Annotated in this window: 29 protein-coding genes and 1 tRNA gene; 12 read left to right on the top strand and 18 right to left on the bottom strand. The window is 65.2% G+C overall.

Annotated elements, in window-relative coordinates:
- Nucleotides 1-465 precede the first annotated feature (465 nt).
- Together ACQR1Y_RS21630 and ACQR1Y_RS21625 are read left to right on the top strand one after the other, a co-directional pair.
- Entirely contained in the window at nucleotides 466-804 is a 339-nt protein-coding gene (locus tag ACQR1Y_RS21630; protein WP_434861148.1) for a hypothetical protein, read from the top strand.
- Nucleotides 805-1,035: 231 nt separating this feature from the next.
- A complete protein-coding gene (locus ACQR1Y_RS21625) occupies nucleotides 1,036-1,713 on the top strand; it encodes a ParA family protein (RefSeq protein ID WP_006610486.1) in 678 nt (225 codons plus the stop codon).
- A gap of 51 nt (nucleotides 1,714-1,764) precedes the next feature.
- Here ACQR1Y_RS21625 and ACQR1Y_RS21620 read toward each other — a convergent pair whose 3' ends face one another.
- The 4 genes from ACQR1Y_RS21620 to trxB form a co-directional block, all read right to left on the bottom strand.
- Nucleotides 1,765-1,899: a hypothetical protein gene (locus ACQR1Y_RS21620; protein WP_434861147.1), complete on the bottom strand. Its 135-nt coding sequence runs from the start codon at nucleotides 1,897-1,899 to the stop codon at nucleotides 1,765-1,767.
- Between the two features lie 103 nt (nucleotides 1,900-2,002).
- Nucleotides 2,003-2,908, bottom strand: coding sequence for a 4-hydroxy-tetrahydrodipicolinate synthase (dapA, locus tag ACQR1Y_RS21615; protein WP_434875154.1), 906 nt, complete (start codon nucleotides 2,906-2,908; stop codon nucleotides 2,003-2,005).
- Between the two features lie 433 nt (nucleotides 2,909-3,341).
- Nucleotides 3,342-4,265 (bottom strand): LysR family transcriptional regulator, encoded by a 924-nt coding sequence (locus ACQR1Y_RS21610; RefSeq protein WP_008962929.1) that lies wholly within the window; start codon nucleotides 4,263-4,265, stop codon nucleotides 3,342-3,344.
- Between the two features lie 7 nt (nucleotides 4,266-4,272).
- A complete protein-coding gene (gene trxB / locus ACQR1Y_RS21605) occupies nucleotides 4,273-5,238 on the bottom strand; it encodes a thioredoxin-disulfide reductase (protein WP_434875155.1) in 966 nt (321 codons plus the stop codon).
- 282 nt (nucleotides 5,239-5,520) lie between these two features.
- On the opposite strand from trxB, the gene ACQR1Y_RS21600 reads away from it, so the two are divergent.
- Entirely contained in the window at nucleotides 5,521-6,000 is a 480-nt protein-coding gene (locus ACQR1Y_RS21600; protein ID WP_434861144.1) for an Lrp/AsnC family transcriptional regulator, read from the top strand.
- Nucleotides 6,001-6,129: 129 nt separating this feature from the next.
- Here ACQR1Y_RS21600 and ACQR1Y_RS21595 read toward each other — a convergent pair whose 3' ends face one another.
- The 5 genes from ACQR1Y_RS21595 to ACQR1Y_RS21575 all read right to left on the bottom strand — a co-directional run bounded on the left by ACQR1Y_RS21595 (nucleotide 6,130) and on the right by ACQR1Y_RS21575 (nucleotide 12,065).
- Nucleotides 6,130-6,534, bottom strand: coding sequence for a DoxX family protein (locus ACQR1Y_RS21595; protein WP_434875156.1), 405 nt, complete (start codon nucleotides 6,532-6,534; stop codon nucleotides 6,130-6,132).
- A 249-nt stretch (nucleotides 6,535-6,783) separates the two neighbouring features.
- Nucleotides 6,784-7,260: a transcription elongation factor GreA gene (gene greA, locus ACQR1Y_RS21590; RefSeq protein ID WP_434861142.1), complete on the bottom strand. Its 477-nt coding sequence runs from the start codon at nucleotides 7,258-7,260 to the stop codon at nucleotides 6,784-6,786.
- 211 nt (nucleotides 7,261-7,471) lie between these two features.
- Nucleotides 7,472-10,936, bottom strand: coding sequence for a carbamoyl-phosphate synthase large subunit (gene carB / locus ACQR1Y_RS21585; RefSeq protein ID WP_434875157.1), 3,465 nt, complete (start codon nucleotides 10,934-10,936; stop codon nucleotides 7,472-7,474).
- A gap of 247 nt (nucleotides 10,937-11,183) precedes the next feature.
- Nucleotides 11,184-11,260: transfer RNA gene (locus tag ACQR1Y_RS21580), tRNA-OTHER, on the bottom strand.
- A gap of 109 nt (nucleotides 11,261-11,369) precedes the next feature.
- On the bottom strand, nucleotides 11,370-12,065 hold the full coding sequence (locus ACQR1Y_RS21575) for a class I SAM-dependent methyltransferase (protein WP_434875158.1): 696 nt from the start codon (nucleotides 12,063-12,065) through the stop codon (nucleotides 11,370-11,372).
- 108 nt (nucleotides 12,066-12,173) lie between these two features.
- Between ACQR1Y_RS21575 and ACQR1Y_RS21570 the strand changes: the two genes are divergently transcribed.
- A complete protein-coding gene (locus ACQR1Y_RS21570; RefSeq protein WP_434861139.1) occupies nucleotides 12,174-12,701 on the top strand; it encodes a Dps family protein in 528 nt (175 codons plus the stop codon).
- A gap of 178 nt (nucleotides 12,702-12,879) precedes the next feature.
- On the opposite strand, the gene ACQR1Y_RS21565 is transcribed toward ACQR1Y_RS21570, so the two are convergent.
- Both ACQR1Y_RS21565 and ACQR1Y_RS21560 read right to left on the bottom strand, forming a co-directional pair.
- Nucleotides 12,880-13,332, bottom strand: a complete 453-nt coding sequence (locus ACQR1Y_RS21565; protein ID WP_434861138.1) for a DUF6691 family protein — start codon at nucleotides 13,330-13,332, stop codon at nucleotides 12,880-12,882.
- A 7-nt stretch (nucleotides 13,333-13,339) separates the two neighbouring features.
- Nucleotides 13,340-13,762, bottom strand: a complete 423-nt coding sequence (locus tag ACQR1Y_RS21560) for a YeeE/YedE family protein (protein ID WP_434875159.1) — start codon at nucleotides 13,760-13,762, stop codon at nucleotides 13,340-13,342.
- Between the two features lie 88 nt (nucleotides 13,763-13,850).
- On the opposite strand from ACQR1Y_RS21560, the gene ACQR1Y_RS21555 reads away from it, so the two are divergent.
- The 3 genes from ACQR1Y_RS21555 (at nucleotide 13,851) to ACQR1Y_RS21545 (ending at nucleotide 17,113) form a co-directional block, all read left to right on the top strand.
- On the top strand, nucleotides 13,851-14,192 hold the full coding sequence (locus ACQR1Y_RS21555) for an ArsR/SmtB family transcription factor (protein ID WP_434861136.1): 342 nt from the start codon (nucleotides 13,851-13,853) through the stop codon (nucleotides 14,190-14,192).
- A gap of 141 nt (nucleotides 14,193-14,333) precedes the next feature.
- Nucleotides 14,334-15,503: an ROK family transcriptional regulator gene (locus ACQR1Y_RS21550; protein ID WP_434875160.1), complete on the top strand. Its 1,170-nt coding sequence runs from the start codon at nucleotides 14,334-14,336 to the stop codon at nucleotides 15,501-15,503.
- 38 nt (nucleotides 15,504-15,541) lie between these two features.
- Entirely contained in the window at nucleotides 15,542-17,113 is a 1,572-nt protein-coding gene (locus ACQR1Y_RS21545; RefSeq protein ID WP_434875161.1) for an ABC transporter substrate-binding protein, read from the top strand.
- 11 nt (nucleotides 17,114-17,124) lie between these two features.
- Here the strand turns inward: ACQR1Y_RS21545 and ACQR1Y_RS21540 are convergent, their stop codons facing one another.
- Nucleotides 17,125-17,616: a PaaI family thioesterase gene (locus ACQR1Y_RS21540; protein WP_434875162.1), complete on the bottom strand. Its 492-nt coding sequence runs from the start codon at nucleotides 17,614-17,616 to the stop codon at nucleotides 17,125-17,127.
- A 146-nt stretch (nucleotides 17,617-17,762) separates the two neighbouring features.
- A complete protein-coding gene (gene carA / locus ACQR1Y_RS21535; protein WP_434861132.1) occupies nucleotides 17,763-18,959 on the bottom strand; it encodes a glutamine-hydrolyzing carbamoyl-phosphate synthase small subunit in 1,197 nt (398 codons plus the stop codon).
- A gap of 192 nt (nucleotides 18,960-19,151) precedes the next feature.
- On the opposite strand from carA, the gene ACQR1Y_RS21530 reads away from it, so the two are divergent.
- The 4 genes from ACQR1Y_RS21530 (at nucleotide 19,152) to ACQR1Y_RS21515 (ending at nucleotide 23,062) form a co-directional block, all read left to right on the top strand.
- On the top strand, nucleotides 19,152-19,607 hold the full coding sequence (locus tag ACQR1Y_RS21530; RefSeq protein WP_434875163.1) for a GatB/YqeY domain-containing protein: 456 nt from the start codon (nucleotides 19,152-19,154) through the stop codon (nucleotides 19,605-19,607).
- A gap of 286 nt (nucleotides 19,608-19,893) precedes the next feature.
- Nucleotides 19,894-21,501, top strand: coding sequence for an acyl-CoA synthetase (locus ACQR1Y_RS21525; RefSeq protein ID WP_434875164.1), 1,608 nt, complete (start codon nucleotides 19,894-19,896; stop codon nucleotides 21,499-21,501).
- A gap of 346 nt (nucleotides 21,502-21,847) precedes the next feature.
- Nucleotides 21,848-22,624: a DUF2189 domain-containing protein gene (locus ACQR1Y_RS21520; RefSeq protein WP_434861129.1), complete on the top strand. Its 777-nt coding sequence runs from the start codon at nucleotides 21,848-21,850 to the stop codon at nucleotides 22,622-22,624.
- A gap of 15 nt (nucleotides 22,625-22,639) precedes the next feature.
- On the top strand, nucleotides 22,640-23,062 hold the full coding sequence (locus tag ACQR1Y_RS21515; RefSeq protein ID WP_434875596.1) for a hypothetical protein: 423 nt from the start codon (nucleotides 22,640-22,642) through the stop codon (nucleotides 23,060-23,062).
- A gap of 7 nt (nucleotides 23,063-23,069) precedes the next feature.
- On the opposite strand, the gene ACQR1Y_RS21510 is transcribed toward ACQR1Y_RS21515, so the two are convergent.
- Nucleotides 23,070-23,606: an SRPBCC family protein gene (locus ACQR1Y_RS21510; protein WP_434875165.1), complete on the bottom strand. Its 537-nt coding sequence runs from the start codon at nucleotides 23,604-23,606 to the stop codon at nucleotides 23,070-23,072.
- Nucleotides 23,599-23,913 carry an ArsR/SmtB family transcription factor gene (locus ACQR1Y_RS21505; RefSeq protein ID WP_434875166.1) on the bottom strand — a complete coding sequence of 105 codons (315 nt, stop codon included), beginning with the start codon at nucleotides 23,911-23,913 and terminating at the stop codon, nucleotides 23,599-23,601. Before ACQR1Y_RS21505 ends, ACQR1Y_RS21510 begins: the two co-directional genes overlap by 8 nt.
- A 129-nt stretch (nucleotides 23,914-24,042) precedes the next feature.
- Between ACQR1Y_RS21505 and ACQR1Y_RS21500 the strand changes: the two genes are divergently transcribed.
- Nucleotides 24,043-24,663, top strand: a complete 621-nt coding sequence (locus ACQR1Y_RS21500) for a LysE family translocator (protein WP_434875167.1) — start codon at nucleotides 24,043-24,045, stop codon at nucleotides 24,661-24,663.
- A 27-nt stretch (nucleotides 24,664-24,690) separates the two neighbouring features.
- On the opposite strand, the gene ACQR1Y_RS21495 is transcribed toward ACQR1Y_RS21500, so the two are convergent.
- The 3 genes from ACQR1Y_RS21495 to ACQR1Y_RS21485 all read right to left on the bottom strand — a co-directional run bounded on the left by ACQR1Y_RS21495 (nucleotide 24,691) and on the right by ACQR1Y_RS21485 (nucleotide 26,376).
- Nucleotides 24,691-25,275, bottom strand: coding sequence for a Uma2 family endonuclease (locus tag ACQR1Y_RS21495; RefSeq protein WP_434875168.1), 585 nt, complete (start codon nucleotides 25,273-25,275; stop codon nucleotides 24,691-24,693).
- A 95-nt stretch (nucleotides 25,276-25,370) separates the two neighbouring features.
- Entirely contained in the window at nucleotides 25,371-26,207 is an 837-nt protein-coding gene (locus ACQR1Y_RS21490; RefSeq protein ID WP_434875169.1) for a PhzF family phenazine biosynthesis protein, read from the bottom strand.
- A gap of 25 nt (nucleotides 26,208-26,232) precedes the next feature.
- Complete coding sequence (locus ACQR1Y_RS21485; protein WP_434875170.1) at nucleotides 26,233-26,376, bottom strand: DUF1127 domain-containing protein; 144 nt, start codon at nucleotides 26,374-26,376, stop codon at nucleotides 26,233-26,235.
- Nucleotides 26,377-26,460 lie beyond the last annotated feature (84 nt).

Raw genomic sequence — 26,460 nt, 5'->3', positions numbered from 1 at the left:
AGCCGAGGCGCTTGACGAATTACTGTCATCGGTACAACAAAAACGATCCAGTGTTGCGACGACCGTTTGAACTCAAGGGATGTTCGGCTGAACCTGTGGTGACTGCCGCCTGCTTATTCTTCTGCAGGCGGGCCATGGGTGAGGCCTTCACCCGGCATTCCCTGCGCCCTCGCGTTGAGCGGGGGGCGTCGACGAAAAACTCGGGCGGATGGCGCCGCGAGGCCGCGAGCGCGTGTCCGCGCTGCCGGTGAAGGTGTGATGAACTGATGGTGTCTCGGCCGGTTTGCGTGCCCTGCCGTCACACATCGGCCGGAGGAGCAGCGGCATCGAGGACGCGCTGGAATCAATCCTTCAGCGGTCCAACCGGGCGTCGCCGGTTCGGCGTCAGGGGCGTGAAGCCGCACGCGCGCGGCTTGCGAATCCGTGGGTGTTGCAACTAGTGTCGCTGAACCGGAGGAGGGCACGATGAGGGGCGTCCTGTTGGCACTGCTGGGAGCGGCGCTGCCGGTCCTGACAATGGTTCCAGTTTCCGCGTATGCGTATACCGCCGAGCAGGAGCAGGCGTGCACGGGCGACGCCTTCCGGCTGTGTAGTTCCGACATTCCGGATGTCGATCGCGTCACCGCTTGCATGGTCCGGCGCAAGGCCGAGCTGTCGCCGCCGTGTCGCGCCCAGTTCGGTCCGCCGCCGCGGCAGGCGGCATCGCGCGCCGACAAGCCGATGAGCATTCGCCCGGCGGCAACCAGGAAGCCGGTCAATGCGCGCGCGGGCAAGACGAAGAAGTCGCGGCCGGATGAAACCTGACGCGCCGATGCGCACCACGCCGTGCAGCTTCAGCATGCAAGCACACGCGGTGAACACCGGATGTTGCCGGAGAAAGCGACATCATCGGCTGCATTTTCTGCTGACGGTGTGACTCAAAAACCAATCCGTTTCAGCAATCAGGAGTTACGCCATATCAAACGCTAAATTTATCTTCCGCGAATCAGTCCGCTGATTCATTTTCGCCGCCGGGGTCAATCTGGAGGCCAAGGTATGAACGTTATTGTTTTCGCATCGCGTAAGGGCGGTTCAGGCAAGAGCACCCTGGCCGCTCATCTCGCTGCGCAGATCAAGGCGAGCAAGTCCTGTCTGCTCATCGATGCCGACCCCCAGGGGTCGCTGACGCTCTGGCACAAGCTGCGCGGGACCAACGAGCCGCCGATCAAGACCGCCGTGAACTCGGTGAGCGCGATCGTCTCCGCCGCCCGCCGCGACGGTGTCGAGTGGGTGCTGATCGATACGCCGCCGACCATCTCGGCCGTGGTCGAGGATGCGATCAAGAACGCGACCATGGTGATCATCCCGGCGCGTCCGGGCGTGTTCGACGTCAACGCGGTGCAGGAGACGATCCAGACCTGCCGCGCCGCGCGCAAGCCCTATGCGGTCGTGCTCAACGGCGCGCCGGCGCGCCGCGACGATGCCGAGAGCCCGATCGTGACGATCGCCCGCGAGGCGCTCGCCAAGTTCAAGGCGCCGGTGTGGGGCGGCCAGATCACCAACCGCGCCGACCTGTTGATGGCGCTCGGGCAGGGCGAAGGCGTGCGCGAATATTATGCGGAAGGCCGCGCGGCGGCCGAGATCGCCCGCCTGTGGGCTGCGATCGAGCGCTCGGTGAAGGCGATCCGCGGCACGGTGTCGGCCAACGGCGCGATGCACAAGCAGGCGGCGTGATCGGGACATGGGAGTTGAACGCGCGGGGGACCGCGCGTTTTGGCAGCGAGATCAGGCGACCATCAGCAGATAGAACGCGATCGCCGGCGTGAGCGTCAGGATCACCGACCAGATCCCGATCGCCCAGAGAATGTCTTCGGTGCTGAATCCCTGACGCTCAGGGAATGGATGATCCTGAAAAGCCACGACGCCCCCGCGCTCGTTTTGAGGTTTTCAACATCGATAGCGGATCATCTTTAAACATCGCGTTTCGGACTACGCCGCATTTGCCGACCTTTGTTAGCTCCGATTAACCACCGCCGCGCCGCCGCTCGATCTCCTGGTCGAGCCGGGCCGCGAGCGCGGCGCCGACCTCGACCATCGGCAGCCGCACTTCGGGGCTGGCGATCAGTCCGGTCCGGGCGAGCCAATACTTGGCCGGAGCGGGGCTCGGCTCGGTGAACAGCAGCCGCGTGAGATCCTCGACCTCAGCCCAAGAGGTCGCGGCGGCCTCGGTCTCACCGGCCTTCACGTGGCGCAGGATGGCGGCGAAGGTCGCGGTCTCCAGATGCGCCGACAGCAGGATCGCGCCGTCTGCGCCGGCCTGCAGCGCGTCGAAGCTCTGGGCGTCCTCGCCCGTGAGGATCCGGAAGTCCGGTGGCCGGCGTGCGATCAGGTCGCGCGTCTGCATCCGGTTGGCGCAGCAATCCTTGAGGCCCGCGATGGCGCGATGCGCCGCGAGCTGCAGCAAGGTCTCGTTGTCGAGCCCGACGGCGGATCGATACGGAATGTTGTAGAGCACGATCGGATGGGCGGTCCGATCGGCCAGCGCCGTGAAATGCGCCAGCAGCCCGCGCTGCGAGGGACGGACATAGGGCGGGCTGGAGATCAGATAGAAGTCGATGGGCCATGATGCGGTTCGATCGAGCGCCTCGATCAGATCAGACGTCGCGACGCCGCCGAGGCCGAGACAGATCGGGAGGGAACGTCCGATGCCGTCGCATTCCGCGCGGACCACCTCGACGAGGCGGGCGCGCTCGTCCCACGACAGCGACAATCCTTCGCCGGAGGTCGCGCCGAGTACCAAGCCGTCGATCGGCTTGGCCGCGTAGTGGCGGACCAGTTGTCGCAGCGAGGCTTCGTCGAGCCCGCCGTCCCGGAACGGCGTGATCAGGGGAAGCCAGAGGCCGTGGAGGTGTGTGCTGGATGTCGTCATGATCGTCTCTCATGCTGGATGGCCGGAGACGGGACATGAAAAAACCCCGTCCTTGCGGCGGGGCCTGGTGATGCGGCGTCTGCTCGAACGAGAGTCTAGCGCGCGCGTCCACATGTCCCCGAAAGGGGAGCTTTTTTCGACGACAGTGCAATGCGCGAAATCGTGGACATGAGATCTAGATGCGCCGTGCACGACGCGCTGTCAACGACGTGAGCTCAGACGACGGCACAAAAAAATAGCCGGGCCCAATGAGCCCGGCTGGAGGTTTTGGCCAATGAGGCCGACACAATCACCTTCCAAGAGGGATTCCCGAGCGCTCACGCCACTGGAGGAGGGGGACAATGCGCAGCGCCAACGCTCAGTACTCAAGCAGTATGATCCTTCATGCGGCCCTGCAGCAACTAGGCAGGCCGCATGTCAGACATGCACAATCTCAAGCCGGCCAGCGCTGCGCTTTGCTCACGACAAAGTCACGGAACACTTGCACGCGTGCGACCGTCTTCAATTCCTCGGGATAGACGAAGTAGGTGTCGAGCTGGATCGAATCGGACTCGCCGAACAGCTGCACGAGACGGCTGTTCTCTTCAACGAGATAGTCGGGCAGCGCGGCGATGCCGAGCCCCTGCTGGCAGGCGCGGACGAGACCGAGAATGTTGTTGACCTTGAAATAGGCCTCGCGCGGACCGGAGCCGTTGCGGCCCGCATCGACCAGCCAGTTGCGGTTCTGCAGATGCGGCGCGACCTGGCCGTCGGCGAGCATGATGATGCGGTGGTCGTCGAGCTCGTCGAGGGTGCGCGGCGTGCCGAAGCGCTTCACATATTCCGGCGAGCAGTACGCATGGAAGCTGATCGCGAACAGCTTGCGCTGGATCAGATCGGGCTGCGTCGGCTTGCGGGTGCGGATCGCGACGTCGGCCTCGCGCATCGACAGGTCGAGCTCTTCGTCGGTGACGATCAGCGAGATCCGGATCTCCGGGTACATCGCGGTGAACTCGCCGAGCCGCGGGATCAGCCAGTTGATGCCGACGCCGGGCGTGGTCGTGATCTTGAGGTCGCCGCTCGGACGCTCGCGGCTGTCGGTCAGCTTGGCCCGTGCCGCCTGCAGCTGCATGAAGACGTCATGCGCGGTCCGGAACAGCAGATCGCCCTGCTCGGTGAGGATCAGGCCGCGCGCATGGCGATGAAACAGCGAGACCGCCAGCTCCTGCTCGAGCGCGCTGACCTGGCGCGAGACTGCCGATTGCGACAGTCCGAGTTGCTCCCCGGCATGCGTGAAGCTGCCAGCTTCCGCCGCTGCGTGAAACACCTTCAGCTTGTCCCAATCCATATCCGTAAATCCATCCCGTGATCGTGGCATCGTCAGTTCATTCCGCAGCGGCGCGTTCGCTCGCCGCGTGGGCGATGAAGCGTTCGGCCTCGAGGGCTGCCATGCAGCCCATGCCGGCGGCGGTGATCGCCTGCCGATAGGTTTCGTCGGCGACGTCGCCGGCGGCGAACACGCCGGGGACGGAGGTCGCGGTCGAGCCGGGCACCACCTCGACATAGCCGGACGGCTTCAGCTTGAGCTGTCCCGCGACGAGCTCGGTGGCCGGCGCATGGCCGATCGCGACGAAAACGCCATCAGCGGGCAGCTCGGTGAGCGCGCCGGTCTTGACGTTTTTCAGCCGAACGTGAGTGACTTTCGATGGTGAACTCGCGCCACAGATCTCGTCGAGCACGCTGTCCCAGACCACCTTGATCTTGGGGTGTTTGAACAGCCGCTCCTGCAGGATGCGCTCGGCGCGGAAATGATCGCGCCGGTGCACGACCGTGACGGTGGAGGCAAAATTGGTCAGGAACAGCGCTTCCTCGACCGCGGTATTGCCACCGCCGACAACGACGACCTCCTTGCCGCGATAGAAGAAGCCGTCGCAGGTGGCGCAGGCCGAGACGCCGAAGCCCTTGAACGTTTCTTCGGACGGCAGGCCCAGCCAGCGCGCCTGGGCGCCGGTGGCCAGGATCACGGTCTCCGCGAGATAGACGTCACCGGAATCACAGGTCAGGCGGAACGGACGCTGGCCAAGCTCGAGCTTGGTCACCAGATCGGTCCGGATCTTGGCGCCGACATGGGTGGCCTGCTTCTCCATCTGCTCCATCAGCCAGGGGCCCTGGATCACGTCGGCGAAGCCCGGATAGTTCTCGACGTCGGTGGTGATGGTGAGCTGGCCGCCGGGCTGGATGCCCTGGATCAGCACCGGCTCAAGCATGGCCCGTGCCGCGTAAATCGCCGCCGTATAGCCGGCGGGGCCGGAACCGATGATGACGACTTTGGCATGGATCGGAGCTTGCATGGCGACGAGAACTCGCTGGAAAGGGGGAGATTGACGACGCAGCGAGCGGAATGCGTGGACGAAACGCCCCGAGGCCCCATCGAAAATGTCAAATCCAAGTCTAAGCCATCTGGCAAGCTATGCAAGAATTGCAACGCATCTCGGCGAATTTTCCCTTCACGACCCGGTCAACAGGGGAAATCTAGAGTAATAAAATTGCGCAAATTGACCGGCTTGCGCTAAGAGATTGCGATCCACCCGGGGGCCCGCCTCCCGTTTGTTCCCGCCAGCCCCCAATCCCCCGTGACCAAGAATCTCGACGATATCGATCTCAAAATCCTGAGCGAAATTCAGGCCGACGGCAGGATCACGAATGTGGAACTGGCCAAGCGGGTCGGGATCTCGCCGCCGCCCTGCCTGCGGCGCGTCAGGACGCTGGAGGAGGAAGGTTACATCACCGGCTACCGGGGCCTGCTCGATCCGCGCAAGCTCGGCTTCGACGTCACCGTGTTCGCCGCGGTTCATCTCTCGAGCCAGGCCGATGCCGACCTGAAGGCGTTCGAGGAGTTCGTGCGGTCGGAGCCGCTGGTGCGGGAGTGCTGGATGCTGTCCGGCGAGGTCGACTTCATCCTGAAATGCGTGGCGCCTGACATGGCGACCTTCCAGGAGTTCGTGACGCATCTCACGGCGGCACCGCATGTGCGCAACGTGCGGACGTCGCTGGTGCTGCACAATTCGAAATACGACGCGGCGGTGCCGCTCGAGGTGAAGGGCCGCAATTGAACGTGGCCGTCATTCCGGGGCAGCCCCGAAGGGGCTGAACCCGGAATCTCGAGGTGGCGTCGGTAGTCTCTGGATTCCGGGTTCGATGCTGCGCATCGCCCCGGAATGACACGGAGATGAAGCGAACGCTCAGCTCTTCTTGCGCAGCAACGCGTCGAGGCTGATCGGGCCGCCGCCCGCCGTCGCCAGATACAGGCACGAGAAGCAGAAGGCGATTGCCGCGGTGCCGTTGTTCAGGAGCGGCAGCCAGACCGGCTCACCGGTCTTGAACATGTGGCCGAGGAAATAGGCGAACGCCATCTGGCCTGAGAGGATGAAGGCGACCGGGCGCGTCAGCAGGCCGACCATTAGCAGCGCGCCGAGCACGAGTTCGACCATGCCGGCCGTGTAGATGAGCGGCGGGATATTCGCGAAGTACGGAATCACCGGAAACTTGAAGATCTTCGCCACGCCGTATTGAAACAGCAGCAGGCCGGTGATGAAGCGAAACAGGCTGAGCACAGCCGGTTGCCATTTCGAGAGCATCTGCTCCATGTGTGATCGTCCCCCATCCAGGAAATCGGTAAGGCGGCCCCAGATATCAAGTCCGGCGTGGCTCGCCGGTCCTGACCTAGCCCATTCCTGTAACCCCGTCACCGCGTCTGTCTTCCCGGCCCGATGAATTGACCGTGTACTGCCGAACTGCCTGGATCGGGCGCAGGTCCCAAAACGCGAAAAGGGCCGCGCTTCGCGCAGCCCTTGGTCAGTCCAGACTCTTCTGGCGATGCGTGCGGCGAGACCGCCTCAGCGCCACTCGACCTTCTCGATCTCATAGGACTTGGCGCCGCCCGGGGCCATGACCTCGACGGTGGTCCCCATCTTCTTGCCGATCAGGGCACGGGCCAGGGGTGAGGTGATCGAGATCTTGCCCTTCTTGGCATCGGCCTCGACCTCGCCGACGATCTGCCAGACCGTCTTCTTCTCGGTGTCCTCATCGATCAGGGTGACGGTCGCACCGAACTTGATGGTATCGCCCGACAGCTTCGTCACATCGATGATGTCGGCGCGCGCGAGCTTGTCCTCGAGCTCGGCGATGCGGCCCTCATTGTGCGACTGCTCTTCCTTGGCGGCGTGATATTCCGCGTTCTCCGACAGGTCGCCATGGGACCGCGCTTCGGCGATGTGCTCGATGATGCGCGGGCGGTCCACCGACTGGCGCTGCTTGAGCTCGGTCTCCAACGCGGCGTAGCCGCCGGCGGTCATCGGAACCTTTTCCACCATCTCTTCTCGTCCTTCAGCCGTGCGGGCAGAGGCGCGCACGATCAGCATCTTCAGAATAGGCCATTGCGGCTCAAAGCAAAGCCTGAAAGCTCGGCCGCGCCGGTCCCGTCAAAGGCGGGACCAACATCGAACCGGGCAGCGAGTTCCTGCCGGAGGGCGTCATTTCCAATGATTGCCAATCGCTTAGCGGGCTCTCGCCCGCGCCACGCGATTAGTTTTCGGAAAAGTAACTCTGCAAGGTGCGGACCTCAAGGTCTCCCCCGAGATAGGCACGGATGCCTTGCGCAGCCGCCACGGCACCCGAAAGAGTGGTGTAATACGGCACTTTATGCAAGAGGGCAGCGCGCCGCAGCGAGCGGCTGTCGGCGAGCGCCTGCGGACCTTCGGTGGTGTTGAAGACCAGCTGGATGTCGCCGTTGGTGATGGCGTCCACGATGTGTGGCCGGCCTTCCAGCACCTTGTTGATCTTCTCCGTCGGCACGCCCTGATCGACCAGGAAGCGCTGGGTGCCCGAGGTGGCAACGACCTTGAAGCCATGTTCGTGCAACATGCGCACGACCTCGGTGATCCGGCTCTTGTCACTCTCGCGCACCGAGACGAACACCGTGCCCTTGCGCGGCACACGCGTGCCGCCGCCAAGCTGGCTCTTGGCAAAGGCCACCGCGAAGGAGCGGTCGATGCCCATCACCTCGCCGGTCGAGCGCATCTCCGGGCCCAGCACCGTGTCGACGCCGGGGAAGCGGGCGAACGGGAAGACCGATTCCTTGACGCCGACATGCTTCAGCGCGCGCTTCTTCAGGCCGAAATCGGCGAGCTTCTCGCCGGCCATGATTCGGGCCGCGATCTTGGCGACGGGTGTGCCGACCACCTTGGCGACGAACGGCACCGTGCGCGATGCGCGCGGATTGACTTCGAGCACGTAGATCGTGCCGTCCTTGATCGCATACTGGACGTTCATCAGGCCGACCACGTCGAGGCCGAGCGCCAGCTCGCGGGTCTGCCGCTCCAGCTCGGCGATGGTGGCTTCGTCCAGGGAGTGCGGCGGGAGCGAGCAGGCGGAGTCGCCGGAATGGATGCCGGCTTCCTCGATGTGCTCCATGATGCCGACGACGAAGGTGTCCTTGCCGTCGGAGAGGCAGTCGACGTCGACCTCGGTGGCGTCAGACAGATAGCGGTCGAACAGCAGCGGGTTCTTGCCGAGCACCGTGTTGATCTGGCCGGTCTTGTCGTTCGGATAGCGCGCCTTGACGTCGGCCGGCACCAGCTCGGGCAGGGTGCCGAGCAGGTAGTCGCTGAGCTGATTGTCCTCGCGGATGATCTGCATCGCGCGGCCGCCGAGCACGTAGGACGGACGCACCACCAACGGCAGGCCGAGATCCGCTGCGACGAGCCGCGCCTGCTCGACCGAATAGGCGATGCCGTTCTTCGGCTGCTTCAGATGCAGCTTGTCGAGGACGCGCTTGAACCGGTCGCGGTCCTCGGCCAGATCGATCGCCTCCGGCGAGGTGCCGAGGATCGGCACGTCGGCCGCTTCCAGCGCACGGGCCAGCTTCAGCGGCGTCTGGCCGCCGAACTGCACGATGACGCCATGCACGGTGCCGTTCTGCCGCTCGGTCGCGATGATCTCGAGCACGTCCTCGGCCGTCAGCGGCTCGAAGTACAGCCGGTCGGCGGTGTCGTAGTCGGTCGACACCGTCTCCGGATTGCAGTTGACCATGATGGTCTCGTAGCCGGCATCCGCTAGCGCGAAACAGGCATGACAGCAGCAATAGTCGAACTCGATGCCCTGGCCGATCCGGTTCGGACCGCCGCCGAGGATGATGACCTTCTTCCTGTCCGACGGCGCGCTCTCGTCGCCGAGCTGGCCGGCGAACGGCGTCTCGTAGCTCGAATACATGTAGGCGGTCGGCGAGGCGAACTCCGCCGCGCAAGTGTCGATGCGCTTGAACGCCGGACGGACGCCGAGCGCCTGCCGCTTGGCGGCGACCTCGGCTTCGGTGGTGTTGGCGAGCACCGCGAGCCGCGCGTCCGAGAAGCCCATCGCCTTCAAGCTGCGCATGCCATTCGCGTTCGGCGGCAGGCCGTGACGGCGGACCTTGTCCTCCATCTCGACGATGCCGCGCATCTGCGCCAGGAACCACGGATCGATCTTGCAGGAGTTGAAGATCTCTTCATCCGACCAGCCGAGGCGCATCGCCTGCGCAACTTGCAGGATACGGTTTGGCGTCGGCGTGCCCAGCGCGGCGCGGATTGCGTTCTTGTCGTCGCCGCGGCCGAGGCCCTCGATGTCGATCTCGTCGAGACCGGTCAGCCCGGTCTCCAGGCCGCGCAGCGCCTTCTGCAGGCTCTCCTGGAAGGTGCGCCCGATCGCCATGACCTCGCCGACCGACTTCATCGAGGTGGTCAGCGTGGTCGAGGCGCCCGGGAATTTCTCGAAGGCGAAGCGCGGAATCTTGGTGACGACGTAGTCGATGGTCGGCTCGAATGACGCAGGCGTCGCGCCGCCGGTGATGTCGTTGGCGATCTCGTCGAGCGTGTAGCCGACCGCGAGCTTGGCCGCGACCTTGGCGATCGGGAAGCCCGTGGCCTTTGAGGCCAGCGCCGAGGAGCGGGACACGCGCGGATTCATCTCGATCACGACCATGCGGCCGTCGGCGGGATTGACGCCGAACTGCACGTTGGAGCCGCCGGTCTCCACACCGATCTCGCGCAGCACCGCCAGCGAGGCGTCGCGCATGATCTGGTATTCCTTGTCGGTGAGCGTCAGCGCCGGCGCGACGGTGATGGAGTCGCCGGTGTGCACGCCCATCGGATCGAGGTTCTCGATCGAGCAGACGATGATGCAGTTGTCCTTTTTGTCGCGGACGACCTCCATCTCGTACTCCTTCCACCCGAGCACCGATTCTTCGATCAGCACTTCGTTGGTGGGGGAGGCGTCGAGACCGCGCTCGATGATGTCGAGGAATTCTTCCTTGTTGTAGGCAATGCCGCCGCCAGTGCCGCCCATGGTGAAGGACGGACGGATGATCGCGGGCAGGCCGATCTCGGACAGCGCCATGAGCGCCTCGCCAAGCGCATATTCCTGGTAGCGCTTGCGGCGGTCGTTTTCGCCGAGCGTCCACTGCCGGTCGAGTTCGTCGCGCGCGGCGCCCGTGAGCTTCTCGCGCTCGGCGAGGTATTTGTCGCGATACTGCTTCTTCAGCGCGGAGGCGTTGGCGAGCCGCGACTTCGGCGTCTGCAGCCCGATCTTCTCCATCGCGTTGCGGAACAGCTGGCGGTCCTCGGCCTTGTCGATAGCGTCAGCCGTGGCGCCGATCATCTCGACGTCGAACTTCTCCAGCGTGCCCTGCCGGCGCAGCGACAGCGCGCAGTTCAGCGCGGTCTGGCCGCCCATGGTCGGCAGCAGCGCGAAGCCGCCGGGGATGACATGGCGTTCCTTCTCGATGATCTTGGCGACGATCTCGGGCGTGATCGGCTCGATATAGGTCGCGTCCGCCAATTCCGGATCGGTCATGATCGTGGCCGGATTGGAATTGACGAGGACGACGCGATAGCCCTCCTCCTTCAGCGCCTTCACCGCCTGCGTGCCAGAATAGTCGAATTCGCAGGCCTGGCCGATCACGATCGGACCGGCGCCAATGATCAGGATGGTCGAGATGTCGGTTCGTTTCGGCATTCAAGCTCACGGGCAAGAAACGGCAGAGATCTGGGCACAAAAAAAGGGCGCGCGTGCCGCGCGTCCCCCACAGGCCCAGGGAAGGCCAAGGCGCGACCGGTGCTCGCGCGCGAGCGGTCTTTAGACCAGTTTCCTCTGAGCGAAAAGGGTTTTGGGCCGAAATCAACGGCCAAATTGGCGAGGGCAGGGCGCTAGGACGGCCGATCTTGGCTGCTTGCCGAGCCGAAGCTGCAAAAGCAGCGAAGGCTGGAGGCCCGGCCTGGACTTGAACCAGGTTCAAGAGCGTTGCACCGCTCTTCGCGTCGTAGCTTCCGCCACCGGGCCGAGAACGATCTTACCTTTCACGGAGCCGTGAGCCAGCCCGTGTTTCAGTTAACCCTAACCCTGTTGCAGGATGTGGCGAGATGAAGGCGGCCGAAGATCAGCCTGCGGTTCAGGGCGCGGGTCTCGCGACGAAGGTCATGCGCCAGGGATTGTGGCCAATGTTCTTGGGTGCCCGGACCGCGCTGAAGCCGGCCGTCTTGAGCCGGGCCAGCATATCGGCCTCGCTGTAGCGCTGCAGGCCGACCTTGGTCCGCAGCTGCCGGTAATCGGACAGGGCGGTCGCCACCAGGCCCACCATGGCATCCTTCAGGAAGCCATCGCGCGCGGCGAAGCGTAAGAGGGCCAGCACGTCCCGCCCCATGCCGACCTCGGGCCGCAGGATGTCGCCGAGCACGAATTGTCCCGACGGCTTCAGCAGCCGGCGGATTACCGCCAAGGCGGCAGCGAATTCGGTCTCGCTCATGTACTGCGCCACCGAATTCATGACGACGAGGTCGATCGAGGCTTCCTGCATGTTGCGCAGCTCGTCGAGCGAGCGGACGCGGATCTTGGTGTTGGGCGCGAAGCGCGCGATCAGTCGGCCGCGTACGCCTGGTGCCGGCTCGGCCAGGATCAGGGTCATGCAGGCGTCGGCGACCTTGGCCGCCGACAGGGCTTCGCCGCAGGAATAGTCGAGCACGACGGCATCGGGCGACGGAATGTAGCCGACGATGTCGCGCGCGATCCCCTCGAAGTGCAGGTCGCGGTGCAGCTTGCTCGCATAGATCGTGTGCGTGGAATCGTAGTAATCGATCCAATCGTCCATGGCGGGTTCCGGCAAACACAGTTCCTTGATCGGAACCGGAGGGGTCAGCGAGCGTTAACGGGTCCGATTACCCGTGTCCATCGCTGCTTCTAACAGGAAGGTTAGGCCGTGAGTAAAGCAAAGACCGATAAGACCGCCCCCGAGCTCGATACCCCGACCGATCTGTCGCCGGACGCCGTGAACAAGATCTCGACCGCTCTGAACACGCTCCTGGCAGACGCCTTTGCGCTCTATCTGAAGACCAAGAACTTCCATTGGCACGTCAGTGGACGGCATTTTCATGACTATCATGAGATGCTCGACCAGCAGTCGGATGCGATCTTTGCCACCACGGACCAGCTGGCGGAGCGGGTGCGCAAGATCGGCGGCACCACGATCAAATCGATCAGCCAGATCAGCAAGCTGCAGACCATCAAGGACAACAACGAAGAGTATGTGCCGCCGCGCGAGATGCTGCGGGAGTTGATGGAAGACAACAAGCACATCGCGGCCGCGATGCGTAAAGCGCACGAGGTGTGCGACGACAATGACGATCCGGCGACCGCGGGTCTGCTGGAGAACTTCATCGACGAGACCGAGCGCCGCACCTGGTTCCTGTTCGAGGCCAGCCGCCAAGAAGGCAGCAACGCGGCGTAAGCCGATCGCGCGATGCGATTTGAGGGACGTGCCGCGATGACGTGGCGCGTCCCTTATGTTTTGTGGCATCGAGCTAGTGGAGAGGCAGAGCGGCGCATGTCCGGTGCGCCGGGAGTGCGTGCTCAGAGCGCGTTGAGCGGTACGAGTGCAAGCGGCGCCTCTGTCGGGCGCAGCTGGCTCATTCTGCGAGAGCGGCGGAGAGCTGCGGCCGGCGGTTCGCAAGCATGCGTGCGGCTGCCATGCCGATGAACATGGCGACCACGAACAGCGCGATCGCGGGCGAGCCGTAGCCGAGCGCGACGAAGGCCGGACCCGGACAGATCCCGGCCAGTCCCCAGCCGATGCCGAAGATGGCGGGCCCGGTCGCGATCCGCCAGTCCAGGGTCTGCGAGGGCGGCAGATGAAAGCGGTCGTCGAGAACGGGGCGTTGACGCCGCAGCACCAGCCGGAAGCCGACGAAGGTGACGCCGACTGCGCCGGCCATCACCAGCATCAGGCTGGGGTCCCAACCGCCGGAGCGGATCGCTGCGAGATCCAGGAAGCTCAGCACCTTCTCCGGATTGGACATGCCGGAGAGCAGCAGTCCGAGCCCGAAGACGAGGCCGACGATGAACTGAGCGAAAATGGCCATGACCGCCTCACATCACGTGGCGTGCGAGAAAGGTGGTCGCGACGGCCGTCGCCATGAACACCAGCGTCGCGACCATCGAGCGCGGCGAGAGGCTGGCGATGCCGCAGACGCCGTGACCCGAGGTGCAGCCGTTGCCCCACACCGCACCGAACCCGACCAGCAGTCCCGCTGCCGCCAGGGCCAACGGGCCGACCGAGAGGATCAGCGGCGGCAGGCTGCCCGTGGTGAGCCGGACCGCCAGCGTCGCGGCGACGAGGCCGGCCACGAATGCGAACCGGCCGGCGAGCGCGCCGTCCCATGGCGGTAGCAGCCGGGCGGCAATGCCGCTGACGCCGGCGATCCGGCCGGTCAGGCCCATCATCATCACGGCGGCGATCCCGATCAGCGCGCCGCCCGCGAGTGCGGTGAAGATTGTCGTCCCGCTGATCATGCTGCTTGGTTGTCTCCGGCGAAGTACGCGTTGCAATCCAATATCATGTGCAATATTTCCTATATGCGAAAATAAGGAAGTAACAATCATGACAGCGCGGGTCGCACGGAAAGCCAAGGCTCCCTCGATGGCCGCCTCCGTAGCCGCAGGTCTCGAGGACAAGGCGGAGGAGGCCGCGCGCCTGCTGTCGGCCATGGCCAACCCGAAGCGGCTCATGGTGCTGTGCAACCTGATCGACGGCGAGCGCGCGGTCGGTGAGCTGGCCGAGCAGGTCGGCCTCCGGCAGGCCGCGCTGTCGCAGCACCTGGCGATAATGCGCGCGCTGGATCTGGTCGCCACGCGCCGCGAGGGCCAGACCATTTATTACCGGCTGGCGAGCCACGAGGTTCGCGCGATCCTGAAGACGCTCTACGGGCTTTACTGCGCCTGATCCAAGGCCCTGAGGTTTGGTCATCGGGCCGGGATCGCTGCCGCGCGCCGATGTCCGCCTCGGGCCGGGCGCGGCAATTGACACCCTCGGGCGGGCTGGCTAGCATTCTTACAATAAGTAAGAATGAGGCTGGAGGAGAACGTGCGGCTCATTCGCAGTCGGCACGATACGAGATCTGCAATCCTTGGATACCTCTGGTGCTCGGGCGGTTCGTTCCGTCCCGACCTCGCCGAGGGCGTGGCGCTCACCGAGGCCTCCATCTCGCGTATCATCAGCGAGCTGAAGGCCGAGGGCGTCATCGAGGAGACGCGGCGCGCGGCGCCGTATCGTGGCGGCCCGAGTCAGTTCATCACCTTGAGCCGCGAGATCGCCGTCGCAGCCATCGAGATCTCCAACAACCGGCTCTATTCCGCGGTGGGAACGCTGGCCGGCGAGACGCTGTCTTCGGAGCACTACGATCTGGCGGACGGACTCGGCGCCGCCCAGGTCGAGGCGACGGTGACCCGCGCGGTCCGCGATCTCGCGGCCTGGGCCATGCGGCGCGGCATCACGCTCGAGCAGTTGGCCGTGTCGATCCCGGGCTATGACCCCGATCTGCGGGCGAGCCCGATCGTTGCTGTCGATGTCGACAAGCTCGATGTGCTCTGTCAGCGGGAGATGCCGCAGACGCCGCTGCGGATGACCAATTCGATGGTGGCCCGCGCCGTCGCTCACCGGCTGCAGATGGGGATGGGCGTTCTCGGCGGATCCTATTTCTTCGTCTTCGTCGGCCATGGCGTCGGCGCGGCGATTGTCGACGAGCTCGCCGAAAGTGGCGATGTCGAGACTTGCGAGATCGGCCATGTGGTGGTCGACCCCGGCGGTGGCCCATGCCGGTGCGGGCATGTGGGCTGTCTGGAGACCTTGGTATCGACGGTTGCCCTGGCGGATATTCTCAATATCGAGGAAAGCGACCTGCTGGGGCGCGGCGACCGCTGGCCGGATGACTTCCGCATCTCCAAAACGGCCCGCGCGGATATCAAGACGCGCTTGGACCGGCTCGGCCTTGCCATCGGCAACGCGCTCAATCTCACCCGCCAGCGCAACGTCGTCATCGCGGGATGGCCGAGCGCTCTGCCTGCGGAAGAGCGCAACGCCGTGCTGGACGCCATCGGCCGGTCACGGCTCGGCGGCGTGCAGGGCATCGCGCTCACCTTCTCCGATGCGAGCCTCGGGCGCGAGCCGAGGTCAGGACTGGCGCTCGCCGCCTTCTCGTTCATCCGGCGCAGCGGCGAGCGACGTGCGCAAGGCAAGCAACTGATTTCGAGCTGACACGTCGGCATTCACGTCCGACGATCATGGAGGGAATGATGAAGTTACGTCAAATCGTGGCGGGTGTTCTGGTCTGCCTCGCCGCCGCGCTGCCCGCGACGGGCGCGCGCGCCGAGACCGTGCTGAAGGTGAAGCCGTCGGGAGATCTCAAGGTTCTGGACCCGACCATCGCCGCGGATTCGATCGCGCGCAATTTCGGCTACATGATCTACGACACGCTGTTCACGGTGGACGACAAGCTGCAGGTCAAGCCGCAGATGGTGGACAGTTGGACGACCTCTGCGGACCGCAAGGTATGGACCTTCAAGCTGCGCGACGGCTTGAAGTTCGGCGACGGCGCGAGCGTGACGTCGGAGGACGTGGTGGCCTCGCTGAAGCGCTGGAGCCAGGCCGATGCGATGGGCCAGATGCTCAATGCCCATGGCGCGGCGTGGGAGGCTGTCGACGCCAGGAGCTTCACGCTGACGCTGAAGGAGCCCTGGGGTTTCGTGCTCGATGCGCTCGCCAAGCCGGGCGCGCCGGTGCCCTTCATCGTCCCCGCCAGGATCATCGCCAGCACCGCTGCGGGACAGCCGCTCGCGGACCAGACCGGCTCGGGCCCCTTCATCTTCAAGAAGGATGAATGGGTGCCGGGCTCGAAGCTCGTCTTCGTCAAGAACCCGCATTATGTGCCGCGCGCCGAGCCGCCGTCGGGCCTCGCGGGCGGCAAGGTGGTCAAGGTCGACCGTGTCGAATGGTTGATCATTCCTGACCAGCAGACCGCGCTCGACGCGCTGAAAAAGGGCGAACTGGATATTGCCGAGGACATTCCGGCCGATCTCGTCCCGGTGGCGAAGGCCGGCAAGAATGTGGTCGTCTCCAACCAGGACGAGATCGGCGTGGCGCAGCAGATCCGCCTGAACGCGATCCAGCCGCCCTTCGACAATCCCGCCATCCGCCGGGCCGCGCTGCTCGCTGTGAATCCCAATGACTACATCGAGGCCTGGGGCGGCGGCGAGGGCGGCGCCATCAAGGCCTGCAAGTCGTTCTACATCTGCGCCTCGCCCTACTACACGGAGGCCGGCTTCCCGTCCTTCGACCTGGAGAAGGCCAAGACGCTGCTGCGCGAGAGCGGCTACGACGGCTCGCCGGTCGTGATCCTCGACGCCTCCGAGAATGCGCAGATCCATCCCGCGAGCCTGGTCGCCGAGCAGCAGCTCAAGGCCGCCGGCTTCAAGGTCGACGTGCAGGCGATGGACTGGGCGACGGTCGTGAGCCGCCGCACCAAGAAGGAGCCGGTCGGGCAGGGCGGCTGGTCGATCTTCATCTCCGGCCCCGGCGGCCTCGACATGATGCTGCCGATCAGCCATCTCGGCCTGCGCTCGAACTGCGACAAGGCCTGGTTCGGCTGGCCGTGCGATGCCGAGATCGAGAAGCTGCGCGCCGCGTTCGGCGACTCCGCCGACACGGCCGAGCGCAAGACGCTGGCCGAACAGATCCAGCTGCGCGCCGTGCAGACCGTGCCCTACATCCCGATCGCTGTGGCCTATCAGTTCCGTGCCGCACGCGCGGAGCTGACGGGTCTGCTCAATCCGCCGGCGCCGGTGTACTGGAGCGTCTCGCGCAAGTGAGGCGGCGCGGGCTAGCCCTTGGGCAGCTCGAACACCAGGCAGGTGGTGGTCGCATGCGCGAGCAGCCGTCCCTGTGAATCGGTGATCCGCGCTTCGGCCGTCGCGGCACGGCGGCCGAAGGACAGCGTCGTGCCTTCGGTGCGTACGGCGCCCGTCGCCTCGGTCATCGCCTTGACGAAGGAAATCTTGAACTCGAGAGTGGTGTAGCCGCTGCCCTGCGGACACCGCGTATGGACGGCAAGTCCCATCGCCGAGTCCAGGAGGATCGCGGCATAGCCGCCGTGGACGGAGCCGATCGGATTGTAGTGCCGCAAGCCCGGCACGCTATGCATCACGACGTGGCCGGGCTCCGCCGTGCAGTCGAACGGCATGACGCCCTGCATGATCGGCGGCTGCGGCAAGGTGCCTCCGAAGATGCCGCGCACGAAATCCAATCCAGGCATCGAGGCCAGCACCGACACCGGTACCACGCCGTAATCATCACGTCCGACCGTCTCGCCCATCTCTGCTGCTCTCCATTGGATGAGGATCATCATATAAAGAAAGCGGCGACGGCGCGAGCGCAAAGCTGCGGCGGCGTCATCACGAAACCGGATGCAAAAATGCCCGGGAGCGACCCGGGCATTCGATTGTCGTCCGAGGCTCGGCCTTACGCCGCGCTGCGCTTCTTCTCGCGCATCAGCTCGGCGAAGCGCTGGAACAGATAATGCGAGTCCTGCGGGCCGGGCGAGGCCTCCGGGTGGTACTGCACCGAGAACACCGGCTTGCCGTCCAGCGCGATGCCACAGTTCGAGCCGTCGAACAGCGAGATATGGGTCTGCGTCGCGCCGGCCGGCAGCGTGTCCTGGTCGACCGCGAAACCATGGTTCATCGAGGTGATCTCGACCTTGCCGGTGGTCTCGTCCTTGACCGGATGATTGGCGCCGTGATGGCCCTGGTGCATCTTCTTGGTCTTGGCGCCGACCGCGAGGCCGAGCATCTGATGACCCAGGCAGATACCGAAGGTCGGCGTGCCCGAGGCGATCACCTGCTGGATGACCGGCACTGCATATTTGCCTGTCGCCGCGGGGTCGCCGGGGCCGTTGGACAGGAACACGCCGTCCGGCTTCATCGCCATGATGTCCTCGGCGGAGGTCGTCGCCGGCACCACCGTCACCTTGCAGCCGACGCCGGCCAGCAGGCGCAGGATGTTGCGCTTGATGCCGTAGTCGATCGCGACGACGTTGAACTCCGGTTGGGTCTGCTGGCCGAAGCCTTCGTTCCACACCCAGGGCGTCTCGTCCCAACTGAAGCGCTGCGCCGAGGTGACCATCGGCACGAGGTCCATGCCCTCGAGCCCTGGCCACTCCCGCGCTTCCTTCTTCAGGGCGTCGAGGTCGAATTTGCCGTCCTTCGCATGGGCGATGACCGCATTCGGCATACCCTTGGAGCGGATCAGCGCCGTCAAGGCGCGGGTGTCGATGCCCGACAGGCCGATGATGCCGCGGGCGCGCAGCCACTGGTCGAGATGGCGTGTCGCGCGGTAGTTCGAGGGATCGGTAATGGCGGTGCGCAGGATCACGCCGCGCGCGCCTGGCGTCGCCGCCATGTTCACCGTCTCGATATCCTCGTCGTTGGTGCCGACATTGCCGATATGCGGGAACGTGAAGGTGATGAGCTGGCCGGCGTAGGACGGGTCCGTCAGGATCTCCTCGTAGCCGGTCATTGCGGTGTTGAAGCAGACTTCGCCCACGGCGTGGCCTTCGGCGCCGAGGCCGTAGCCTTCCAGCACCGTTCCATCGGCGAGCACGAGGAGCGCGGTCGGTTTATGGTCCGGCCAGGCGGCGTCAGTATCGATGTGTGTCATGAGGCCCCTACATAGTGGGGTGCGGGCCCGGCGTCAAAGCGGGAAGCGGCCGATTCACACGCGAATTCAGTCAATTTGCGCGGAGAATGGCCCGGTTTCCGTCTCGCAGGCCAGAACGGATGCGGAACCGAGTTGTTTCGGGAGAACGAACCGCCTAGACCAGCCGGCAACCGAATTCGAGAGGGTGAGAGCATGCTGCGCGACGACATCAACAACGCGGTCAAGGAGGCGATGAAGGCCAAGGACGAGCGTAAGCTCTCCACCCTTCGCATGATCAATTCGACCCTGAAGAACGCCGACATCGCCGCGCGCGGCGAGGGGAAGCCGCCGCTCACCGACGCCGACGTGCTCGCGGTGCTGCAGAAGATGATCAAGCAGCGCCAGGAATCGGTCGAGCTGTACGAAAAGGGCGGCCGCGCCGAGCTCGCCGCCGGCGAGCGCGAGGAGATCGCGGTCATCTCGGCCTATCTGCCGAAGCAGATGAGCGACGACGAGGTGAAGTCGGCCATCTCGGCCGCGGTGGCCGAGACGGGTGCCGCCGGCATGAAGGACATGGGCAAGGTGATCGCGGTGCTGAAGGCGAAGTACACGGGCCAGATGGATTTTGCCAAGGCGAGCGGCCTGGTGAAGGCCGCGCTGACGGGCTGAGCCCGTTGCCAGCTGCCAATCGACAAGCGACCCGCACGGGCGGTGCGCTCCCTCACCCCGTTCTTCACGGGGCCGCGACGAGCTTCGCTCGCGCTGAGAGGGTTGGGGTGAGGGGCAGCCACGCGCACCGACCGTGCGGACAGCCCCCCTCACCCGGATTGCATCTGACGATGCAATCCGACCTCTCCCCGCACGCGGGGAGAGGTTGAGGACCGAGCAACCGTCCGGGCATTCGCCACCTCGTGGGTACGCTTGAACCAACAACCGAGAGGGAAACGCCTCCGCCATGCTCCAGGAAACGTCCGACTACGATCAGCTGTATCGCGACTTCCGCTGGGACATCCCGGCGCAGTTCAACATCGCGGCCGCGACCTGTGATCGCCACGCCGACGGCTCAGGCCGCCTCGCGCTGATCGTCGTCGAGGAGGACGGCGCTGCGCGCCGCGTGTCGTTCGACGAGCTGCGTGACGCCTCCTGCCGTTTCGCCAACGTGCTCAAGGCCGACGGCCTCGCGCAGGGCGACCGCGTCGCGGTGTTCCTGTCGCAATCCCTCGAACTGCCGATCGTCCATCTCGCGGCGTTCCGCGCCGGCCTCGTCTCGGTGCCGCTGTTCACGCTGTTCGGCGAGGACGCGCTGCAATTTCGTCTGCAGAACTCCGGCGCGAAGGTCGTGGTAACCGACACCACGGGCCTTGCCAAGCTGGTGCGCATTCGCGACCAGTTGCCGGAGCTCAAGACGATCTACGTCGTCGACGGCGAGGCGAGCGGCGCCCGGCCGTTCTGGCCGACGCTGGAGCGCGCCTCCGCCCAGTTTCCGACCGTCGCGACGTCGAGCGACGATCCGGCGATCATCATCTACACCTCGGGCACCACAGGAAATCCCAAGGGCGCGCTGCACGCGCATCGCGTGCTGCTCGGCCATCTGCCGAATGTCGAGATGGTGCACGGCTTTCTGCCGAAGCCCGGCGACGTGATGTGGACGCCGGCGGACTGGGCCTGGATCGGCGGGCTGTTCGATGCGCTGTTTCCGGCCTGGTATCACGCGGTGCCCGTCGTTGGCTATCGTGCGAAAAAGTTCGTGCCGCAGGCGGCGATGCAACTGATGGCGGACTATCAAATCCGCAACGTGTTCCTGCCGCCGACTGCGCTGAAGCTGATGCGCCAGGCGAACGTCAAGCATGACGGCGTCAAGCTGCGCAGCATCCTGACCGGCGGCGAGTCGCTCGGCGCCGAGCTGCTCGACTGGGTGCGCGCGACCTTCGGCATCGACGCGCATGAGATCTACGGCCAGACCGAGTGCAATCTCGTCGTCGGCAACAATGCGAAGCTGTTTCCGATCCGGCCGGGCTCGATGGGCAAGGCGACACCGGGCTTCGAGGTGCTGATCGTGAACGACAAGGGCGAAGAGCTGCCGCGGGGGACGCGCGGCATCATCGGCGTGCGCCAGCCCAATCCCTGCACCATGATCGAATATTGGCGCAATCCCGAGGCGACGCAGAAGAAGTTCGCCGGCGACGTGCTGCTGACCGGCGATCTCGGCACCCAGGATGAGGACGGCTATTTCTGGTATGCGAGCCGCGAGGACGACGTCATCACCTCCGCCGGCTACCGCATCGGCCCGGCGGAGATCGAGGACACGCTGCTCAAGCATCCCGCGGTGGCGTTGGCCGCCGTGGTTGGCATTCCCGATCCCGTCCGCACCGAGGCGGTCAAGGCGTGGATCGTGCTGCGGCCCGGCTTCGTTGCGAATGACACGCTGTCGCGGGAGATCCAGGACTTCGTCAAGGTGAAGCTCGCCGCGCATGAATATCCGCGGCATGTGGAGTTCACCGACAGCCTGCCGATGACGGCCACGGGCAAGGTGCTGCGGCGAGAATTGAGGGCGCGCGGGTAGGGACGCTTTTGTTTGAGGCACGATCGTGCGGCTTGCGACCTCCCCCGTCAGGGCGAAGCGAAGCTTCGCTAGAGCGGGGAGAGGTCGGATTGCATCGCCAGATGCAAGCCGGGTGAGGGGATACAGGTCTAACCACGGATACTTCTCGTGCGGCCGCCCCTCACCCCACCCCTCTCCCCGCAAGTGCGGGGCGAGGGAGCCGACCGTCTGTTCGGCGAGAGCCTTCATCTCGCGACAGGCAGGGCATGAGATCACTCCCTTCACCTTTGCCCACAAGTTGAAATTGAAATCCCCGCCCTCCCGCTGTTAGCATCCCTGCAACAAGAACATGCAGGAGGGACCGCCGATGACCGCATCCGTCTCGGGACGTGCCGACCCCGTGGTGCGCCGCATCACCACGGCCGATATTGCCGAGGCCTTGACGCAAGGCTTGCGCGATTTCCAGGCGCAGCCGCTGTTCGGGCTCGCCTTCGGCCTGATCTACGTGCTCGGCGGCATCAGCATCGTGCTGTGCGCGACGGCCTTCGGCATGGTCTATCTGGCCTATCCGCTGGCCGCGGGTTTTGCGCTGATCGGCCCGTTTGTCGCCATCGGTCTCTACGAGGTCAGCCGCCGCCGCGAACTCGGACAGCCGATCTCCTATGGCGCGATCCTGCGTACCGTCACCTCGCGCGGCGAGATCGGCTGGATGGCGTTCGTCACCTTGTTCTTCTTCGTCATCTGGATGTACCAGGTGCGGCTGCTGATCGCGCTGCTGCTTGGGCTCAATGCCTCGTTCTCCAGCATCAGGGAATTCATGACCGTCGTGCTGACCACCAACGAGGGCCTGCTGTTCCTCGCGATCGGCAATCTCGACGGTGCGGCGCTGTCACTGGTGCTGTTCTCGCTCACCGTGGTGTCGTTCCCGCTGCTGCTGGATCGCGATGTCGACTTCGTCACTGCGATGATCACCAGCGTGCGCGCAGTCGTCGCCAGTCCCGGGCCGATGATCGGCTGGGCATGCGTCATCACCGTGCTGCTGATCGTCTCGGCCTTGCCGTACTTCCTCGGCCTGCTCGTCACTGTGCCGGTGCTGGGCCATTCGACGTGGCATCTCTATCGGCGGATCGTCGCGCCGAGCTGAGCAGCGAGAATGATGATGCCCGACAACATCGCCCTGTTCGCCACCATCATCCTGCTGCTGCCGATGTTCTATCTGCTGCTGGCGGCACCCGCGTTCCTGCTGGTGCGCCTCGACATCGTTCCGGTGACACGGCTTCTGCGCGGCATGTTCGATTCCTACTTCGTCGCGCTGGCGATCGCCGGCGGCATCGGCACGCTTGCGGTGCTGGCCGATGGGCGTCCCGGCCTGGCGCTCGGCATCGGCCTGATCGCCGGCTTCGCGCTGCTGTCGCGCCGCTGGTTCCTGGAGCAGATGGATGCGCGCATCCGTGACCGTGACGCCGGCGATGCGAAGGCCGTCCGCCGTCTGCGCTGGCTGCATTGGGGCGGCATGCTGAGCAACGCCGTGCAGGTCGGTGGCGTGCTGGCGTGCATTCCGCAGATCGCTGCGGTGTCCTAGCGGCGAGCTAGCCGGGCACCTGAATCCCCATCGCCTTGAGTGCAGCCAGCATGCGCGCCGGCGGCGACATCTTCACGGCGAGCGGCTGTCCGGTCTCGAGCAGGCTTTTCAGGCTCGACAGAATCGCCGGCCAGCCTGCGCGTCCGCCGGACAGGATGTCGTCCGACAACGGCCGCTCATGCGCTTCGGTCATCGTGAGCCGCACCGCGTCGCCGGCGGCTTCGATCTCATAGGTCACCACCGTTCGTCCAAGCGCCTCGACGAGGCCCGGCCAGTTGACGTCCCAGGTGATGGTCAGAAGCTGCGGCGGCTCGCAGGCGATCACCTTGCCGCTGATATGCTCCGAGCCGTCCGGCGCGCGCACGATGAACGCGCCGCCCTCGCGCAACTCGGCCTCGACGGCGAAGCCGAAGAAATAGTGACGGCTGAACTCGGCCGAGGTCAGCGCCTGCCAGACCTTCTCCGGACTTGCGGCGATGTAGATGGTGTAGACGGTCTCCGGCTTGAACTTGGAGATGTCGAGCGCGCGTCCCGGTTCAGTCATCGCCGTCCTCCAGTCGTTTTTTCAATTCGCCGAGCGCCACGAGCCTGGCGCGCTCGAATTTCCTGATCCAGCGCTCGCCGATCTGGTGAATCGGCACCGGATTGAGAAAGTGCAGCTTCTCGCGGCCGTGCCGGCGCGTAGTCACCAGATTGGCCGCTTCGAGGATCGCAAGGTGCTTGGTCACGGCCTGCCGCGTCATCGCGAGGCCATCGCACAGTTCGGTCAGCGTCTGCCCGTTGCGGGCATGGAGCCTGTCCAGCAGCGCCCGCCGCGATGCATCCGCCAGCGCCTTGAAGACTTCGTCCATGGACAGGAAAATATGCAACTAAAAGGTTGCATGTCAATCATCTTTTGCGCGTCTCTCGGATCAGACCCCGCTTCCATCGGCAGACATGTCATGCATTAGTCGTGCTCCTCACTCGCACCGGGGCGCTTCATGTCATTGCAAGTCTATCTCGCCTTCATCGCCGCCTGCGTCGCGCTGGCGCTGCTGCCCGGACCCGTCGTGACGCTGTTGATCGCCAATGGGTTGCGTCATGGAACCCGTGCCGCACTGATCAATATTGCGGGCGTGCAGACCGGGCTTGCCATCGCAATCGGCGTCGTCGCGATGGGCCTGACGACGCTGATGGCCACCATGGGCTACTGGTTCGAATGGGTACGCCTGATCGGCGCCGCCTATCTGGTGTGGCTCGGCATCCAATTGATCCGCTCGCCGGTCGAAGGCATCGGCGAAGGCGAGGCGCCGCCTCCGCCGCCACGCGGCGGCTTCTTCCTGCAGGGGCTGCTGGTGCTGCTGTCAAACCCGAAGGTGATGGTGTTCTTCGGCGCCTTCCTGCCGCAGTTCATGGACATGAGCCGGGATCACGTGCCGCAAGTGGCGCTGCTCGGCGTCACCTTCATGGTGGTCGCGGGCCTCACCGACGCCGTCTATGCGCTGCTCGCCGGCCGGGCCCGCAAGATGTTCTCGGCGAAGCGGACGCGCCTCGTCTCGCGCATCTCCGGCGGCTTCATGATCGGCGGCGGCCTGTGGCTCGCGTTGACGCGGGCGCGGTGAGGATGCAATCGAGGGCCGATGCCGCGCTTACTCGACGAGGCGCGGCTTCGGCCGGAAGTCCAGGCCGGCATAGACGTCGCGAAGCTCGAGCGAGACGTTCAGCTTCTTCAGCTGAATGACCGCCTCGATCCCCTTGAGCACGACATCGGTCCAGGCGCCGTTTGCAGCGCGCGAATAGAGATGGACGTTGGGGCTGTCGGTATCGACGAACAGAATGTAGTCGAGGGAAGGCAGGGCCTGATATTCGGCCAGCTTGACCGTCACGTCGAAGCCGCCGGTCGTGGGCGACAGCACCTCGACCAGTAGCGCCGGCCGGTCCGCCACCAGCGAGTCCTCATCCGGCTTGCCGCAATCCACCCCCAGATCCGGCATGCGGCGGGTCGACGGCGACGTGATCACATAGGTGTCGCCCGTGAAGGTCTGGCACGGACCGCCCCTGGTCTGGGCGTGAAGCGCCGCCGTCAGGTTGACGACGATGGCATCGTGGCGACGGCCGGCGACGGCCATCATCACCACTTCGCCGTCGACGAGCTCGTAGCGCTCGTCCTGTGTCGTCACCCAGGAAAAGAATTGCTCGGGCGTGACCGCGGCCGGATCGACCTTGATGTTCATGCACGTTCGCCTGTTTGGCCGAAGTATAGGCGACGCCTTCGGCGGGCGGAAGCAGCGGCGCCATGGCTGTGGTGCCGGTCCTGCCCTTCACGGGCCTATAGGCTGATCGAACCCTTCACCACCGGCGCGACGTCGCCGCCGATCCAGATGGTCTCGCCCTCCTGGGCGACGTGAACGCGGCCGGCGCGGCCGAGCGCGGTGCCCTGCGACGCGACATATTGCTTCGGAGCAATTCCGGCGCCGATCAGCCATTGCGCCAGACTTGCATTGAGGCTGCCCGTCACCGGGTCTTCGGCGCCGCTCCAGGTGAAGGCGCGGACTTCGTAGTCTGCATCGCGACCGTCCGTCGCTGGATCCCATGGCGCGACGACGCCGACCGGCTGCTGCGACAGCGCCAGCACGTTGAACTTGATGTTGAGCAGATCCTGGCGCGAGTCCATCAGCACGCCGATCCAGCCCGGGCCGTTGTCGGCCCACTGCACCGCGCGCATGGACTGAGCCTTGATGCCGAGCGCGGCGGCAATCCTGGCCGTGAGCTCGGCATCGACGGCGCCGGTCCGGCGCAGCGGTGGCGCCGCGAAGGCGAGCCGGTCGCCGTCACGCTTGATGCGCACGAGGCCCGCGCCGCATTCCTGCACCACGTGCTCACCCTTCGGCCGACCGCCGAGCGCAAGCCACACATGCGCTGAGCCGAGCGTCGGATGGCCTGCAAAAGGCAGCTCGCGCTGCGGCGTGAAGATGCGCACGCGATAGTCAGCGCCTGGATCCTGGGCAGACGACAGAAACGTCGTCTCCGACAAATTGGTCCAGTTGGCGATCGCCTGCATCGTTGCGTCGTCGAGGCCGTCGGCCTCGGCGATCACCGCAAGCGGGTTGCCCTTGAAAGCAACCTTGGAGAACACGTCGACTTGGTGAAACGGAAGCGTCGGCATGGCTGTGTTCTCCCTGAATGCCGTGTCAGTCGCGCCAGAACGGCTTGTTGGCCTCTTCCTGAACCAAGGTCGGGTCAAGCCCGCAGTCGCGCATCTGCTCGGCGTCGAGCAGCGCGAGTTCGGAGCGCCAGAACAGGCGCTGCAGCCACAGTTGCGGGACCTGGAGCAAATTGCTCTTTCCGTGAGCAACTTGCGGAGTTGCCCAACGCTGCGCCAGGGAATATGCCATGAGTCACCTATTGGTCTTCGATTG

Source organism: Bradyrhizobium sp. HKCCYLRH3099 (genome assembly GCF_051167855.1).
Classification (GTDB): domain Bacteria; phylum Pseudomonadota; class Alphaproteobacteria; order Rhizobiales; family Xanthobacteraceae; genus Bradyrhizobium.
Note: the sequence above shows the minus strand (reverse complement) of the source record. Positions and strands in the feature narration are given on the sequence as shown.